Genomic DNA, 14,698 nt, shown 5'->3' with positions numbered 1-14,698 from the left:
CGCATGAGCGAAGGACCGCTGCGGGGCCTGCGGGTGGTGGAGCTGGCGGGCATCGGTCCCGGCCCGTTCGCCGCGATGCTGCTGGCCGACCTCGGCGCCGACGTGGTGCGGGTCGACCGGGTCGGGCCGGGCTCGCCGATCGCGCCGCCGCCCGCCGGCGACCTGACGAACCGCGGGAAACGCTCCGTCGCGGCGGACCTGAAGACGCCGGAGGGTGTCGAGCTCGTCCTCGCCCTGACCGAGCGGGCCCAGGTGCTCATCGAGGGGTTCCGGCCGGGGGTCGCCGAGCGGCTCGGGGTCGGCCCGGAGCAGGTTCTGGCCCGCAACCCGGCGCTGGTGTACGGGCGGATGACCGGCTGGGGCCAGGAGGGTCCGCTGGCCGCGCGGGCCGGCCACGACATCACGTATCTGGCCCGGACGGGCGCCCTGCACGCGGTCGGCCGGGCCGGCGGGCCGCCGCAGGTGCCGGTGAACCTGCTCGGCGACTACGGCGGCGGCGCGCTGTACCTGGTCGTCGGCGTCCTCGCCGCGCTGCGGTCCGCCGAGGCGACGGGCCGTGGCCAGATCGTCGACGCGGCGATCGTCGACGGCGCCGCCCACCTGTCCATGATCCTGCACAGCCTGCTCGCCGCCGGCCTGTGGCGCGACCAGCGGGGCGTGAACCTCATCGACACCGGCGCGCCGTTCTACGACGTGTACCGCACCGCCGACGACCGGTACGTCGCCGTCGGCGCCCTGGAACCCCAGTTCTACGCCGAGCTGATCGCCACCCTCGGCCTCGACGACGCGCCGGAGCAGTTCGACGTCGCCCGCTGGCCGCAGCTGCGGACCCGGCTGGCGGAGACGTTCGCGACCAGGTCCCGCGACGAGTGGGCGGCGCTGTTCGACGGTACCGATGCGTGCGTCGCTCCGGTCCTGTCCCTCGCCGAGGCCCCGGCCGACCCGCACCTCGCCGCCCGCCGCACCTTCATCACCGCCGGCGACAACGCGGCGGTGCAGCCGGCCCCGGCGCCGCGGTTCTCGGCCTCGGCGCCGCCCGCCACGCCGGGTGAGCCGCCGCTGCCGGGCCAGCACACCGCCGAAGTCCTGGCCGAGTGGGGCGTCGCGTGAGGCTGCGCCGGGCCTGGCCGCCGCTGCTGGTGGCGGTGGCCGCGATCGGGTTGTTCCTGGCGTACCTGCGGATGGCCCGCGCGGTGACGGTGAACAGCGACGGGGCGAGCAACGCGCTGCAGGCCTGGGATTTGTTCCACGGCAACGTGCTGCTGCGCGGCTGGACCTTGTCGGACGTGTCGTTCTATCCGACGGAGCTGGTGCAGTACGGGCTGATCCAGCTCTTCACCGGCGTCACCACGGACCAGATCCACATCGCCGCGGCCCTGTCCTGGACCCTGGTGGTGCTCCTCGCCGGCCGGCTGGCGTGGGAGCGCCGCCTGGACAGCACCCTGCACGGCTGGCTCGCGGCGGCGATCGCGGTGGCGATCCTGCTCGTGCCGGCGCCGGGCGTGGGCTACCAGACGCTGCTGTCCTCGCCGAACCACACCGGCTCCGCGGTCCCGCTGCTCATCGCCTGGCTGCTGATCGACCGGGCCCGGGACCGGGTGTGGCTGCCGTTCGCGGTCGCCGCGGTCCTCGCCTGGGGCGCGATGGGCGACCCGCTGATCACGTTCGTGGGTGCGGCGCCGCTGGTGGTCGTCGGCGCCTACCGGGCACTGCGGGACCGTTCGTGGCGCGGCACCGACGCCCGGCTCGCCGCGGCCGGTCTGGCCTCGATCGTCGCGTCCCACACGGCGCTGTGGCTGATCGAGCGCCTCGGCGGGTTCCGCGCCCCGAAACCACCGATCCAGCTGTCGCCGATCGAGCAGTGGCCGGACCGCGCGCGGATGGTGGCCCGCATGGCCGGCATCCTGTTCGGCGTGACCCGCCCCGGCGTGCAGCCGCCCTGGGTCGAGACGCTGCTGCAGGTCGTGCGGGTCCCGGGCCTGCTGCTGGCCGTCGCCGCGCTGATCCTCACCGTGGTCGCCGTGCTCCGCGGCACCGCCGACCGGGTCGACGCGATCCTGGCCGTGGCGATCGTCGCCGACCTCACCGCGGAGATCGTCTCGACGCTCCCGATCGACCTGCTCGCGACGCGGGAGGTGGCGCCGGTCCTGCCGATGGCCGCCGTCCTCGCCGCCCGGGTGAGCGTGCGTCTGCTGCGGGCCGGCCGGATCGTCCCGGTTGCGCGGGCACTGACCGCCGCGGTCCTGGCGGTCCTGCTGGTGTCGCTCGTCGCCTACGTCCCGCCCCGCGCCGAGCCGGTCGAGGGCCAGGAGGCGGCCGACTGGCTGGAGAGCCGCGGCCTGCGCTACGGGCTCGGCTCGTACTGGGTGTCGAACAACATCACCGTCGGCACCGCCCGCCAGGTCACCGTCGTGCCGACGCTCAGCGGCAACGGCCGCATCGTCGGCATGTGCTGGCAGACCCACACCGACATGTACGACCCGGCCACCCACGACGCGCGGTTCGTGCTGCTGGAGAAGCAACGCCCGATGTACGGCACCCCGGCAGACGTCCTGGCCCAGTACGGCACTCCCGTGACCCGCCGCGACTTCGACCTCTACGTGATCTTCGTATACGACCGGAACCTGCTGCAGGGTTTCGCCACCACCTGCTGAGGACCAGGCTGCGGGCGCGATCTTCTCGCATCGAGCCTCACCTCCCGCATCGCGACGCGCCACGCTGTCTGGACGGACGTTCGCCGGAAGGTCGTCCGGGTTTCGACCGGCGGCGATCGCGTGCGCCCGCCTCAGTGCAGCCGAGACGGGACCGTCGCACCGCGGGGGCGATCCTGCCGCACGCCTCGACAGCGCCTGGGATCGCCGAGCCAACGCTGCGCGCGCATAACTGACATTATGGTGTACCGCCTTCGGCGGCTTTCCGACGCTCCCAGCGCCCCTCCGGCCCGAATTATCGAATTATTGGTAATAGCAATTCAATAATTCGGCGTGTCGGGCCGACCAGCGGCGAACTTCTTCTCTACGCTGTGCGCCGTGACAGAGTCTCGGATCGACGTACGGCTCGACGGCGACGGCGCCGTGGCCGGCGAGTGGATCGTGGACGAGCTCGGCGGCGAGCAACGCCCGTGCGCGTACTGCGGCCGACCCGTCCCCCAGCGCAGCGCCGCCGGGCGCCCGTTCCGGTACTGCCGCGACAACGACGGCGAGTGCCAGCGCAACGCCCGCAACGCCCGGATGCGCCAGCGCACGTCACCGGGGCTCACCGGGCAGGTCGCGCGGGCGTTCGAGATCGCCGAACGGCTCGACCAGTCCCTCGCCGATCTGGTCGAGGCCCTGCACGCCGAGGTGTCCACGTCCGGGATCGAACGGCAGGTCGCCGAGGCCCGCGCCGAGGCGGCGGCGGGACTGGTCACCGCGCACGCCGAGCGCGACGACGCCCGCGACGAGGCGCGCCGGGCCCGGGCGGCGATGGAGGAGGCCCGCGCGGAGGCGGCCCGGCAGCGTCTCGAGGCCGACGATGCGCACAACCTGGCGATGGCCAAGCACGGCCAGCTGCTCGAGGAGCAGGCGCAGCGGCAGGCGGCCGAGGACGAGGCCGCGTTCGTGCACGGCCAGAGCACGGCCCGCATCGCCGAGATCCAGCAGCGCCTCGACGCCGCGGAGGCGACGTCCCGCCGGATCGCCGAGGACGCCGCGGAGCACGGCCGGCGGGTGGCGGCGGAGGCCGACGCCCGGGTCGCCGCGGCGCGGGAGGAGGCGGAGCGGCGCATCGCCGACGCCAACCGGGCGGCCGCGGCCCGGGTCGCGGAGCTCAAGTCGTCGGCCGAGCAGGCGATGGTCGCGGTGCAGGCGGACGCGGAGGCGACGGTCACGGAAGCACGATCGGCGATGGAACGCACCCTGGCCGACGTCCGCGCCGGCGCCGAACGTTCCGTGCAGGACGCGCGTGCGGACGGTGACCGGCGGGTCGCGGAGATGCAGGCGGCCGCCGACGAGACGATCGCCGCGGCGCGGGAGGCGGCGGAACGGTCGATCGGGCAGTACCGCGAGGCGGCCGAAACGGTCGCCGCCGAGCGCGACGCGGCCCGGCGTGAGGCCGCGACCGAGGCGGCGCTGCGAGCGGAGTCCTATCGCGAGCGTGACGCGGCCCGAGATCTGGCCGGCAACGCGCTGCGGGAGCGTGACATCGCGCACACCGCCGTGGAACGGGCGCTGCGGGAGGGTGCGGAGACCGAAAGCCGGCTGCAGCGGCGCCTCGACGCGGAGGGCGCCCGGGCCGCCGGAGCCGAGGCGGCGCTCATTTCCGCACGTGAGGAGCTGGTACGGTTGCGCGCCGAGGCGGATCGCGCGCACGCCTGGGCGGACGATCTCCGCGACCAGGTGACCCAGCTCACGTCGGCTCTCACCCGGCTCACGGTGTCGGGAAATGTGCCACCACACGGCGGGTGAGAACCGTCAACCTGCAGGGTGACCTGCCGAAACTACCATCGGTGAGCCGCGCGACGCATCGCACGATGTGGTCGATGATTGAAACCCAACGTAAAATCAGGGTACCGACCCGGCGACGAACCTACCGCAGTCCCGGGTGGGTCGTGTAATCTGCCCGCCCGCGGTGGGAATCGTCAGACCACGTGGCGTCGTTGATTACAGCGAAGCGCAACACGATTCGAAGGGGAAGACCGACCATGGGCGAGCGCATGCTGCGCGGCAGCCGTCTCGGAGCCGTCAGCTACGAGTCCGACCGCAACACCGAGCTGGCTCCGCGTCAGACCCGCGAATACCTGTGCGCGAAGGGGCACCAGTTCGAGGTACCGTTCGCCGTCGATGCCGAGGTCCCGATGACCTGGGAGTGCAAGTTCGACGGGAGCGTGGCGCGGCTGGTCGACGGCAGCGAGCCCGAGCAGAAGAAGGCCAAGCCGCCGCGCACGCACTGGGACATGCTCCTGGAGCGGCGCACGATCGCCGAGCTCGAGGACATCCTCAACGAGCGTCTCGAAGAGGTCCGCCTGCGCCGCGGCCGTTCCGCCTAGGCACCGCGACAGCTGACGAGAAGCCCCGGCCGACCAGGCCGGGGCTTCTCGCCGTCCACGGTGGAGTACCGGCCGACCAGGCCGGGGCTCTTCGCCATCCGTGGTGGGGGTACCGTCGTCCGCGGACCGGGAAGGGATCATGGACACCGAGCTACGAGCCGATTGCTCCAAGTGCTTCGGCCTGTGCTGCGTGGCCCCGGCGTTCGCCCGCTCCTCGGACTTCGCCATCGACAAGCCCGCCGGCCACCCCTGCCCGAACCTGCGCGACGACTTCCGCTGCGGCATCCACACCCGCCTGCGCGACCGCGGCTTCACCGGCTGCACCGTCTACGACTGCTTCGGCGCGGGCCAGCACGTCGCCCAGGTCGTCGCCGAAGGCCGCGACTGGCGCCAGGCCCCCGCGACCGCACCCCGCATGTTCGAGGTCTTCGCCGCCGTCCGCATTCTTCACGAGCTTCTCTGGTACCTCACTGAAGCCCGCACCCTCCCTCAGTGCCAGCCGCTCCACGACGCCCTCGAAGACGCGCTGTCGACCACCCGCGCACTCAGGGACGCCTCCGACGACCTGACCCCCGATCGCGCCGAACGTCACCGAGCGCAGATCGCCCCGCTCCTCCGAGAAGCAAGCCACCTGGCCCGCACCAACCCCAACCCGGAGCCCTCCCAGCCACCGGACCGGCACACGCCCGCCGCATCCAGCCCAACCGCTCACACCGCCCCAACTCCTCACACCGCCCCAACTACGGACGCCGACACAACCACGGGCGCCGGCAAGACCCGGCATGGCGAGGGTCCACGGCACGGCGAGCAGATGCGCTCGGATGGCGCCGCACGAACGCGAGGCCGCGGCAAGACCCGCCGGCAGACGGCGCCCGGCAGCCGCTCGAAGGCGCCGGTGACGCTCGGAAGGCCGTTGATCGGGGCAAGATTGCGCGGTACCGACCTGCGCAACGCCGACCTCCGCGGAGCCCTGCTGATCGGGGCCGACCTTTCCGGTGCGGACCTGCGCAATGCCGACGTGATCGGCGCCGACCTCCGCGGCGCGAATCTGTCCGGCGCGGACCTCAGCACCACGCTGTTCCTGATCCAGTCCCAGCTCGACGCGGCCGTGGGCGACGCCGCAACGAGACTGCCGCCGCGACTGCACCGTCCGGCGCACTGGCCAAACTCCCGATGACGGTCCGGTGCACTGGTTCACGGCACGCTCCTGGCCACTTCCGGTCCGCCCGGCCGCGTCGACGACCGTTCCTTGCGCGCGCGGCCGCATTCGCCGAGGTCCGGTGCACTGCGTCACGGCACACTCCCGGCCACTTCCGGTCCGCCCGGCCGCGTCGACGACCGATCGTTCCGAGCGCGGCCGCATTTGCCGAGGTCGGGTCGATCTGCGCCGTCGGGTTGATCTGCGCCGTCGGGTTGATCTGCGCCGTCGGGTTGATCTGCGCCGTCGGGTTGATCTGCGCCGTCGGGTTGATCTGCGCCGTCGGGTTGATCTGCGCCGTCGGGTTGATCTGCGCCGTCGGGTTGATCTGCGCCGTCGGGTTGATCTGCGCCGTCGGGTTGTCAGCCCAGGGCGCGGCGGCGGTCAGGCGGCGGTCAGGGCGGCGGTCAGGCGGCGGTGGCCTCGTGGAGGGCGTCGGTGACCGTCGGGTGCACGGGGATTGGGCCGGTCAGACCGACCGTGGTTAATAACCGTGACAGGAACGGTGAGGGCGCGGCCAGGCGTAAGAAGCCTCCGGCGGCGGCGCAGTGATTGCGGGTGTAGGCGAACGTGCCCAGCCCGATGGAGTCGCAGAAGTCGACGCCGGCGAGGTCGACGACGATGCGGGTGCGCCCGGCGTTCAGGAGCTGGTGCATCGTGTCGCGGAGGGCGGGGGCCGTGTTGATGTCGATCGCGCCGTGGATGCTCACCAGGGCGATGTCACCGTCACGGTTGGTCACTGCAACATGCATGCCCAAATCCTGCCCTTGATCTCTGCGTTCCGCAGCCTGGCAGGCACCCGATCGGGTGACGGGCGGTGAGCGCCCTACGGCTGCTCGCCGCCGCGGCGCTGGCCCGGACCGCCGACGCGGGAGCCGGGGTGGTGCTGGTCCTGGCCTCGATCCGGCAGTTCGGCGGCCCGGCCCAGGGGTCGATCGTCCTGGCCGTACTCCTGGTGCCGCACCTGCTGGCCGGTCCGCTGGTCGGCCTGGTCACCGACCGTGCCCGGCGGCCGGCGCTGGTGCACGCGGCGTTCGTAGCCGGGTTCGGCGCCGCGATCGGTGGCATCCTGTCGCTGCTGGGTCACGTACCGCAGCCACTGGTGCTGCTGCTGGCCCTGATCGCCGGCTGCTGCGGGTCGATGATCTTCGGCGGGCTGTCGGGACGGCTCGATGACGTCGTCGCCGAGCCGAGCCGGGCACGGTACCGGGGGCTGGACGCCGCCACGTACAACGTCGCGGACATCTTCGGCCCGGCAGCTGGGGCGGCCCTGGCGGTGTCGATCGGCGTCCCGGCCGCGGCGGCGGTGATCGTGGCGGTGTGCCTGTCCGCCGCCGTGCTGTTGCTGACCGTGCGGCCTCTGCCGGACACCGCGGACCCGGACACCGCGGACCCGGACACCGCAGACCCAGACTCCGCGGGCCGAGGCTCCACAGACCCAGACTCCGCAGATTCAGGCTCCGCGGACCGAGACTTCGCAGACTCAGACTCCGCGGCCCGAGACTCCGCAGACGCAAACTCCGCGGACCCAGACTCCGCAGACCGGAACCCAGCGGAGACGAGCGGTGGGGGCTGGGGTGCAGCGGTGGGCGATGAGACGCGACCAGCCGATGCGGCAAGTGGCGCGCTGGTCACGCGGTTGGCCGACGGAGAAGTGCCGACCGGCCCGGCCGATGCGGCCCTCGAGACCGCGACGCGCGACGGAGCACCGACGACCTTCGGTGAGGATCTGCGGGACGGGTTCCGGGCGATCGTCGTCTCGCCGCGGTTGTTCGCGGTGACGGTGGCGACGGTGGTGGGGACGTTCGGTACCGGGATGATGCCGTCCATCGCGGTGCTGCTCGGTGTCGCGCACGGGCGTCCGGCCGGTGGTGGGCTGCTGGTGGGGGCGATCGGGCTCGGCGCCCTGGCCGGGTCGTTGCTGATGGCGCGGCGGCCGGTCGCGCAGCCGCCGCATCGGGTGGTGTTCGGGTGTCTGCTCGTCACCGGGGTGTTGCTGGCGGTGGTGCCGCTGGTGCCGAGCTGGGCCGGGGTAGTGGCGTTGTTCGCGGTCGTGGGGGTGTTCGACGGGCCGCTGTTCACGTCCGTGCTGCTGGTGCGGTCGAGTGAGGCGCCGGCGAGGGTGCGGACGCAGGTGTTCACGCTCGGGTCGGGGGTCAAGCTCACCGCGGCGGCGGCCGGGGCGGCGGTGTTCGCGAGTGTGGTCGGGTGGCCGCTGTGGGTGCTCGTCGTCGGGCTCGGTGCGACCCAGGTGGCCGCCGCGGCGGTCGGTGTCCTGCTGCTCGCCGCCCGTGGCCACCGCACCACCCCGTAGCGAAAACGACAAGCCGAGGCCACCGTGCCGCCCCGTGGCGAAAACGAGAAGCCGTGGCCACCGCGCCACCCCGTTGCGAGGAAGACAAGCCGTGGCCGCCGCGCCGCCCCGTAGCGCAGACGAGAAGTCGTGGCAAGCGCGCCGGCGTAGCAGGAACGAGGAGCCGTAGTCGTGGCAAGAACAGCAAAGCCGTACGGGCGGCCCCCGGAGATGGGTGGCCGCCCGTACGGTGCAGAGCTCTCCTAGCGGTGACCGCGCCGGCCGTAGTCGTGCGCGATCAGCAGCCACGTGCCGCGGCGGCCGTTGAACGCCGGGACGCAGCGGCCGTCGTCGAAGCGGCCGCGGTGCTCGCCGACCCAGGCGAAGAACTGGCAGGTCTTGCGGCTGTTGTAGCGGCCGTCGACCCAGGTGCGGTCGCGGTCGTTGTGGCGGCCGTTGAAGTTGCCGTTGTGATCGTCGTGGCGATCGTGCGGCCCGGGCTGCGCGGCGGTGGCCTGGCTGCCCTGCTCCGTGGACGCGGACGCGGCCGTGGCGGTCATGCCGAGGACCGCACCGGCGGTCAGGGTCATGGCGCTCAGGGCCAGGATTCGCTGTGCGTTTCGCATCTTGACTCCCCCTCGTGTCGTGATGACGCGATTACACTATGTAGCCGAAAGCCATAAATCTGGCAAAACGCGTCAACCTTTCAGCCAAAGGCTGACGGACATATGGCTCCCGGCAACCGCCGACCGGTGTGGTGGGTTCTAGGCGAAATGTCCAGCCTAAAAGTCAGACAGAACGCACCAGAACGGTCCCGCCGCTGGTGAACGGCTCGCGGCTGGTCGGGGTGAACCCGCAGCGCAGGTACGCGTGCATCGCGGCGGTGTTGCCGCAGGCGATCTCCAGCTCGACGGTGTCGTGGCCGCGCTCGCGGGCCCAGCCGGTGACGGCGTCGGCGAGCAGGACCGCGATCCCGCGGCCGCGGCAGGAGGGCACGACCCACATGCTGATCAGGTGGGTCGTGCCGGGGGCGCTGGCCGCGACCCAGGACCCGGCGATCCCGAGCGGCACCGCGTCGCGGAAGGCGGCGAAGAACGCGCCGCCGGCGGGCCAGGTGCGCCAGTCGGCCTCGGAGCGTTTCACTTCCCGCGCGTAGGTGCTGGCGAAGGCGTGCGGGCTGTCGCGGAGCGCGGCGAGGCGAAGGTCGCGTTTCAGGGACCATTCGTCGCCGGTCAGCGGGCGCACCTCCACGGGAGGAACATTCCCAAATCACCCGCCGAAGGGCAAGAGGGAATGAGCCCTACGAAAGCGCCCGCCGAAGGGCAGGGAGCGGAACCGCGCTACGAGAGTGCCCGGTCGGTGTCGAGCTGCTGCACGACGGGCCCGACGAGGTCGGCAAGGTCCCGGACGAGGACGGCGACGGCGCGGGACGCGGCGAGGGCGAGGTCGTCGGGGCCGGTGTCGGGTTCCGGGGCCTCCGGCAGCCCGTCGAGGGGCAGCGGCGCCTCGAGCAGCAGGGTGGTGCGCAGGTGCGGGTTGCGGCTGAGGTCGCGGTCGGTGGGCTGGACGAACTGCCCGAACAGTTCGGGCCAGCCGCGCCAGCCGCGGTCGCGCCACCAGGCGCGGGTAGTGGTGAGTTCGGCGGGCAGCGGGGAGACGAGTTCGACGCGGGCGGTGAGGCCGCCGTCGAACGGGTTGCGGCTGCAGGTCGCGGACAGGACCCGCCGGTGCCAGCGGACGTAGCCGGGGTCGAGGATCGGCGGGGTCGCGAACGTCCAGGCGGCGCAGGCGAACGCGACGGGTGCGATGTCGCCGAGGGTGTACGTGAAGCCGCCGGCGTGGGCGCGGACGAGGTGCTCGTACCGGTCGTGATCGCGGTCCACCCAGAACGTCTTCACCGCCCCCACGCTAGTCCGTGATCACCGCCGTGCCCGCCCCGTCCGCTCACAGCGCAGTCACGAGCGCGGGATGCACCGGATCATCGGCCCGGACAACCAGATCCGCCTGATATTCGGGCATCACTTCGTCCCGGTACCGCCCGTACGCGGGCAGCGTCCACGCGAGGTCCGCAGGCAGCCGCCGGGCCACGGCCGCGTCGCTCTGCATGAGGTGTACGGCGACGTCGAACTCGAGTCCGGCCCCGAGCAGGAACACTCCGGACACGATCAGCACCCCGTGCGGCGGCAGCGTCACATACGCGGCCCGGGTCGCCCGGTCCGTCGCGGCGTCCCACAGCGACGGCAGCACCCGCCCGGTGCCACCCGGCCCGGCCGGCCCCAGCACTTCGCGGGTCAGGGCCCGCAGGTCGAGCCAGTCCTCGTAGTAGGCGTCGGGGTTGGTGCGGCCCCGTTCGAGGCGCAGCGACGCCGCCCGGTAGAACCCGTCGGCGGGGGCGTGCAGGACGGGGATGCCGGCGTCGCCCAGTACCGACAAAACCGCCTCGGCCAGCACGGATGGTCCGGCGGTCGGGGCACCGTCGAGGGCGACCCGGGCCGGGTGCGCACCGGCGGCGGCCCGGGCCCGTTCGGCGACGTCCGCGGCGAGCGCGTCGACGGTGACGGGGACGGCCTTCACCGGGCCGGCGGGTCGATGATCTCGCCTTCGACGATCTCGCCGGGCTGGCTGGTGCCGACGGTGGGTTCGGCGGTGGGGGTGCCGCGTTCGGCGCGGACGATCCGGGGGCCGAAGAGGTCACCGGCGGCGGCCGGGGAGATGCGGCGTTCGGCGACGCGGCGGACCTGCCGGCCCGCGAACGCGCGGACCGGCGGGGCGAGCAGCAGCAGCCCGGCGGCGTCGGTGAGGAAGCCGGGGACGATGAGCAGCAGGGCGCCGAGCAGGCCGGTGAGGCCGTCGGAGACCTCACCGCCGGCCGGTCGGCCTTCGCCGAGGGCGGTGCGGAACCGCCGCCAGGCGCGGACCCCTTCGCGTTTGACGAGCATGAATCCGAGGGCCATGGTGGCCAGGCCGATGAGGATCGCCCAGCCCCAGCCGATCTGCCGGGCGACCAGCACGAACACGGTGATCTCGGCGATCACCAGCAGGAACGCGCCGATCGCGGCCCAGCCGAGCCCTCGCATGTCGTCCGCCCCTTTCCGTTGCCGGCGCCCTGTCAGCGCCGGATCAGCGCCGGATCAGCGCCCGGGTTCGCCCTTGGCCGGGCCGTTGCCGGCGACGGCCTTCTTGAGGGCGTTCCAGCGGGCGGCGGTGCCCCACACTGTCACCTTCCACAGTGCCTCACGAACGATGGAGGAGCTCATCTTCGACTGGCCGCGTTCGCGTTCGGTGAACGTGATCGGCACCTCGGCGACCCGGAAGCCGTCCTTGTGGGAGCGCCACGCGAGGTCGACCTGGAAGCAGTACCCGTGGGAGGCGATCGTGTCGAGCTCGAGCTTGCTCAGCACGGGGATGCGGTAGGCGCGGTAGCCGCCGGTCGCGTCCCGCAGCGGCATGCCGAGGGCGAGCCGCACGTACACGTTGCCGGTGCGGGAGATCGCCTGCCGGTGGAACGGCCAGTTGACGGTCTTGCCGCCCTTGACGTAGCGGGAGCCGAGCACGACGTCGTTGTCGGCGAGCGCGTCGAGCAGCTTCGGCAGTTCCTCGGGGGCGTGGGAGCCGTCGGCGTCCATCTCCACGACGGCGTCGTAGCCGTGTTCGGTGCCCCACGCGAACCCGGCGATGTAGGCGGCGCCGAGGCCCTGCTTGCCGGCGCGGTGCATGACGTGCACGGCCGGGTCGGCGGCGGCGAGCTCGTCGGCGATGGCGCCGGTGCCGTCCGGGCTGTTGTCGTCGGCGATGAGGATGTCGACGGCCGGGGTGGCCTTACGGACCCGGTCGACGATGATCCGGATGTTGTCGGCCTCGTTGTACGTGGGGATGATGACGAGGACCCTGCCGACTCCGGGGTATTGGTTCACGCCTCGGTCGGGTGTACTCACAGGTCCTCCTTGATGCCCGGCTTCATGCCTGGTTCGATGCCTGGTTCGGCGGTCTGGGTGGTCTTCTGGGTGGTTTGCGGTATTTCGACAACGGTGGAGACTACAGAATCGTCCAGCTGCCGCCGCCGCAGCCGTGCGGCGGCCAGCCCGGCGAGGGCGAGGACCACGATCACGTATTCGGGGATCGCTCCCAGCCGTGTTGCAAGCGTACGGTCTTCGCCCAGGTGCAGCTCGGCGAGGATGACCGCCTGCTGGTCGAACGCGGTCTCTTCGCTGGTGGCGCCGGTGGTGTCGGCGAACGCGGAGATCCCGACGGTGGAGGCCATGAGCGCGTCCCGGCCGTGTTCGACGGCCCGGAGGCGGACCATGGCCAGCTGCTGGCGGGCCTCGGACTCGTTGAACGTGGCGTTGTTCGTCTGCACGGCGATGAGCTGCCCGCCGCCGGTGACGGTGTCGCGGACGAGCCCGTCGTAGGCGACCTCGAAGCAGATGACGTCGCCGACGGTGGCCGGGCCGACCCGCAGCACGCCGGGGCTGGTCCCGGCGGTCATGTCGGAGACCCGGTCGACCTCTTTGGACACCAGCCGGGCGATGCCGCGCAGCGGGATGGTCTCGGCGAACGGCACCGGGTGGCGTTTGACGTATTTCGGGACGGGGTCGCCGAGGCTGCGGCCGGGGTTGAACACCAGCCCGGCGTTCTCGACGCCGGTCTCGGGGCTGTAGAGGACGCCACCGACGAGGATGGGCGCGCCGACGGCGTCGGCGGCCTGGTCGATGAGCAGCCCGGCGTCGGCGTTGCGCAGCGGGTCGATGTCGCTGGAGTTCTCCGGCCACACGACGAGGTCGGGCCGCCGGGCCCCGGCCTTGACCTGGTCGCCGAGGGCGATGGTGGCTTTGACGTGGTTGTCGAGCACGGCGCGGCGCTGGGCGTTGAAGTCCAGGCCGAGGCGGGGCACGTTGCCCTGCACGACGGCGACGTAGACCGCTTCCCCACCGGGTTGCTGCGCCGGTACCACCTGTGCCACCCCGGCCACCGCGACCCCGGCGAGCACCGCGGTCAGGGACGGCACGGCGCGGCGGGCGTCGGTGCCGGCGCTGATGCCGCGCAGCACCGCGTAGGCGAGCAGGCCGCCGAGCAGTGCGACGGCGAACGTGACGAGCGGGGCCCCGCCGGCGGCGGCGAGGCGCAGCAGCGGCGAGGTGTCCTGGCTGAAGGCGAGCCGGCCCCACGGGAACCCGCCGAACGGGGTGCGGTCCCGCAGCGCTTCCTGCCCGACCCACAGGGCCCCGACGGCGACCGGCCACATCCAGCCGCCGCGGTTGACGGGCCGGTGCCCGGCCAGCAGCGGGCTGATCCCGGCGCCGGCCGCGCCGAGCAGGCCGAGGTACAGCGCCTGCAGGATCGACAGCAGCAGCCACGGGACCATGCCGGTGTGCAGGTTCGTCCACGCCAGCAGCGGGGTGAAGAACAGCGCGCCGGTGGCGGCGCCGAGCCAGAACCCGGTCCTGGCCCGCCGCCCGTGCACGGCGATAGCGAGCAGCGCCACGGCAGCGGGGGCGGCCCACCACAGCCCGTACGGCGGGAACGCGACGAGCATGGCGCCCCCGGCGAGGGCGGCGGTGAGCAGCGCGGCCCACAGCGGCAGCGGGGGGCTGTCCCCGGGCGGCGCCGCGGGTGCGGCGGCCGTGTCTGGTTCGACCAACGTCACCTGCGCCATCCCCGTGTCGTAACCGAGCGAGCCCTGCGGCGCCCATTATGCGGGGTGGGTCGCCCGATCGTGGAATCGCGGGGTCGATGCCGGTGTGCCGGCGGGCGGGCGCGCCGATCCGTGTGCGGCGCATCACCCAATGATCATGAGTTGCGCTCCCGGGAAGCGCGCAGGCACCTGCATGGCGCGCTGGACCCCGGCCGCTGGCTGCGGCCGCGGCGTGTCCAACGGGTGCGGCCTGACGGTGGCGCCGGTCCGGCGCGAGGCCCCCATGGCCGGCAACGGCGCCCGGGCTGAAATGGGGGCGCGACTGGTTCCAGTCGCGCCCCGCGCTCCCAGGCCCTGTGTCCGGCCGGTGCGGCAGTGACGTTCGTGCGCGGCCTTCGTTCCAGCCCGGCACGGTGCTGGCTGCCCGTGCGCGTGCCGTTGTCTACTGGTCGCGTGATCCCCCCTGCCCTGACACCGGTGGATGCCCGTTCGCAGCCCCCGCCGACCCCCACCGGCTGTGGCCGGGGTCGTCTCGTCGGTTGACGCAGA

Annotated in this window: 14 protein-coding genes; 6 read left to right on the top strand and 8 right to left on the bottom strand. The window is 72.8% G+C overall.

Translation table 11 applies throughout. The features are described 5' to 3' along the window. Nucleotides 1-3 precede the first annotated feature (3 nt). The 5 genes from ACQP00_RS26620 to ACQP00_RS26600 all read left to right on the top strand — a co-directional run bounded on the left by ACQP00_RS26620 (nt 4) and on the right by ACQP00_RS26600 (nt 6,203). Nucleotides 4-1,110, top strand: a complete 1,107-nt coding sequence (locus tag ACQP00_RS26620) for a CaiB/BaiF CoA transferase family protein (RefSeq protein ID WP_433199249.1) — start codon at nt 4-6, stop codon at nt 1,108-1,110. Then, entirely contained in the window at nt 1,107-2,654 is a 1,548-nt protein-coding gene (locus ACQP00_RS26615; protein ID WP_433199246.1) for a hypothetical protein, read from the top strand. Before ACQP00_RS26620 ends, ACQP00_RS26615 begins: the two co-directional genes overlap by 4 nt. A gap of 375 nt (nt 2,655-3,029) precedes the next feature. Then, nucleotides 3,030-4,445 (top strand): hypothetical protein, encoded by a 1,416-nt coding sequence (locus ACQP00_RS26610; RefSeq protein WP_433199243.1) that lies wholly within the window; start codon nt 3,030-3,032, stop codon nt 4,443-4,445. Nucleotides 4,446-4,681: 236 nt separating this feature from the next. Next, complete coding sequence (locus ACQP00_RS26605; protein WP_223092257.1) at nt 4,682-5,026, top strand: RNA polymerase-binding protein RbpA; 345 nt, start codon at nt 4,682-4,684, stop codon at nt 5,024-5,026. Nucleotides 5,027-5,165: 139 nt separating this feature from the next. Beyond that, the gene (locus ACQP00_RS26600) at nt 5,166-6,203 is read left to right on the top strand and encodes a pentapeptide repeat-containing protein (RefSeq protein WP_433199240.1); all 1,038 of its coding nucleotides are present in this window, start codon (nt 5,166-5,168) and stop codon (nt 6,201-6,203) included. A 428-nt stretch (nt 6,204-6,631) separates the two neighbouring features. Here the strand turns inward: ACQP00_RS26600 and ACQP00_RS26595 are convergent, their stop codons facing one another. After that, nucleotides 6,632-6,976: an STAS domain-containing protein gene (locus ACQP00_RS26595; protein WP_433199237.1), complete on the bottom strand. Its 345-nt coding sequence runs from the start codon at nt 6,974-6,976 to the stop codon at nt 6,632-6,634. A 65-nt stretch (nt 6,977-7,041) separates the two neighbouring features. Between ACQP00_RS26595 and ACQP00_RS26590 the strand changes: the two genes are divergently transcribed. Beyond that, nucleotides 7,042-8,538 (top strand): MFS transporter, encoded by a 1,497-nt coding sequence (locus tag ACQP00_RS26590; protein ID WP_433199234.1) that lies wholly within the window; start codon nt 7,042-7,044, stop codon nt 8,536-8,538. 242 nt (nt 8,539-8,780) lie between these two features. Here ACQP00_RS26590 and ACQP00_RS26585 read toward each other — a convergent pair whose 3' ends face one another. From ACQP00_RS26585 to lnt, 7 genes are all read right to left on the bottom strand, one after another. After that, a complete protein-coding gene (locus tag ACQP00_RS26585) occupies nt 8,781-9,143 on the bottom strand; it encodes a hypothetical protein (RefSeq protein WP_433199231.1) in 363 nt (120 codons plus the stop codon). 163 nt (nt 9,144-9,306) lie between these two features. Next, nucleotides 9,307-9,768, bottom strand: a complete 462-nt coding sequence (locus tag ACQP00_RS26580; RefSeq protein ID WP_433199228.1) for a GNAT family N-acetyltransferase — start codon at nt 9,766-9,768, stop codon at nt 9,307-9,309. Between the two features lie 89 nt (nt 9,769-9,857). Then, the gene (locus ACQP00_RS26575) at nt 9,858-10,415 is read right to left on the bottom strand and encodes a hypothetical protein (RefSeq protein ID WP_433199225.1); all 558 of its coding nucleotides are present in this window, start codon (nt 10,413-10,415) and stop codon (nt 9,858-9,860) included. 46 nt (nt 10,416-10,461) lie between these two features. Further along, entirely contained in the window at nt 10,462-11,091 is a 630-nt protein-coding gene (locus ACQP00_RS26570) for a uridine kinase (protein ID WP_433199222.1), read from the bottom strand. Then, nucleotides 11,088-11,594 (bottom strand): FxsA family protein, encoded by a 507-nt coding sequence (locus ACQP00_RS26565; protein ID WP_433199219.1) that lies wholly within the window; start codon nt 11,592-11,594, stop codon nt 11,088-11,090. Before ACQP00_RS26565 ends, ACQP00_RS26570 begins: the two co-directional genes overlap by 4 nt. Before the next feature lie 54 nt (nt 11,595-11,648). Then, nucleotides 11,649-12,452, bottom strand: a complete 804-nt coding sequence (locus ACQP00_RS26560; RefSeq protein ID WP_433199216.1) for a polyprenol monophosphomannose synthase — start codon at nt 12,450-12,452, stop codon at nt 11,649-11,651. Beyond that, nucleotides 12,449-14,155 carry an apolipoprotein N-acyltransferase gene (lnt, locus tag ACQP00_RS26555; RefSeq protein ID WP_433223997.1) on the bottom strand — a complete coding sequence of 569 codons (1,707 nt, stop codon included), beginning with the start codon at nt 14,153-14,155 and terminating at the stop codon, nt 12,449-12,451. The genes ACQP00_RS26560 and lnt overlap by 4 nt, the downstream gene beginning before the upstream one ends. Between the last annotated feature and the right edge of the window lie 543 nt (nt 14,156-14,698).

The sequence above is a fragment of the Dactylosporangium sp. CS-047395 genome, assembly GCF_050942185.1.
Taxonomy (GTDB): domain Bacteria; phylum Actinomycetota; class Actinomycetes; order Mycobacteriales; family Micromonosporaceae; genus Dactylosporangium.
Note: the sequence above shows the minus strand (reverse complement) of the source record. Positions and strands in the feature narration are given on the sequence as shown.

Coding starts and splice junctions, on each gene's coding strand:
- ACQP00_RS26620 (WP_433199249.1), top strand. CDS start 4: ATGAGCGAAGGACCGCTGCGGGGCCTGCGGGTGGTGGAGCTGGCGGGC.
- ACQP00_RS26605 (WP_223092257.1), top strand. CDS start 4,682: ATGGGCGAGCGCATGCTGCGCGGCAGCCGTCTCGGAGCCGTCAGCTAC.
- ACQP00_RS26600 (WP_433199240.1), top strand. CDS start 5,166: ATGGACACCGAGCTACGAGCCGATTGCTCCAAGTGCTTCGGCCTGTGC.
- ACQP00_RS26595 (WP_433199237.1), bottom strand. CDS start 6,976: ATGCATGTTGCAGTGACCAACCGTGACGGTGACATCGCCCTGGTGAGC.
- ACQP00_RS26585 (WP_433199231.1), bottom strand. CDS start 9,143: ATGCGAAACGCACAGCGAATCCTGGCCCTGAGCGCCATGACCCTGACC.
- ACQP00_RS26565 (WP_433199219.1), bottom strand. CDS start 11,594: ATGCGAGGGCTCGGCTGGGCCGCGATCGGCGCGTTCCTGCTGGTGATC.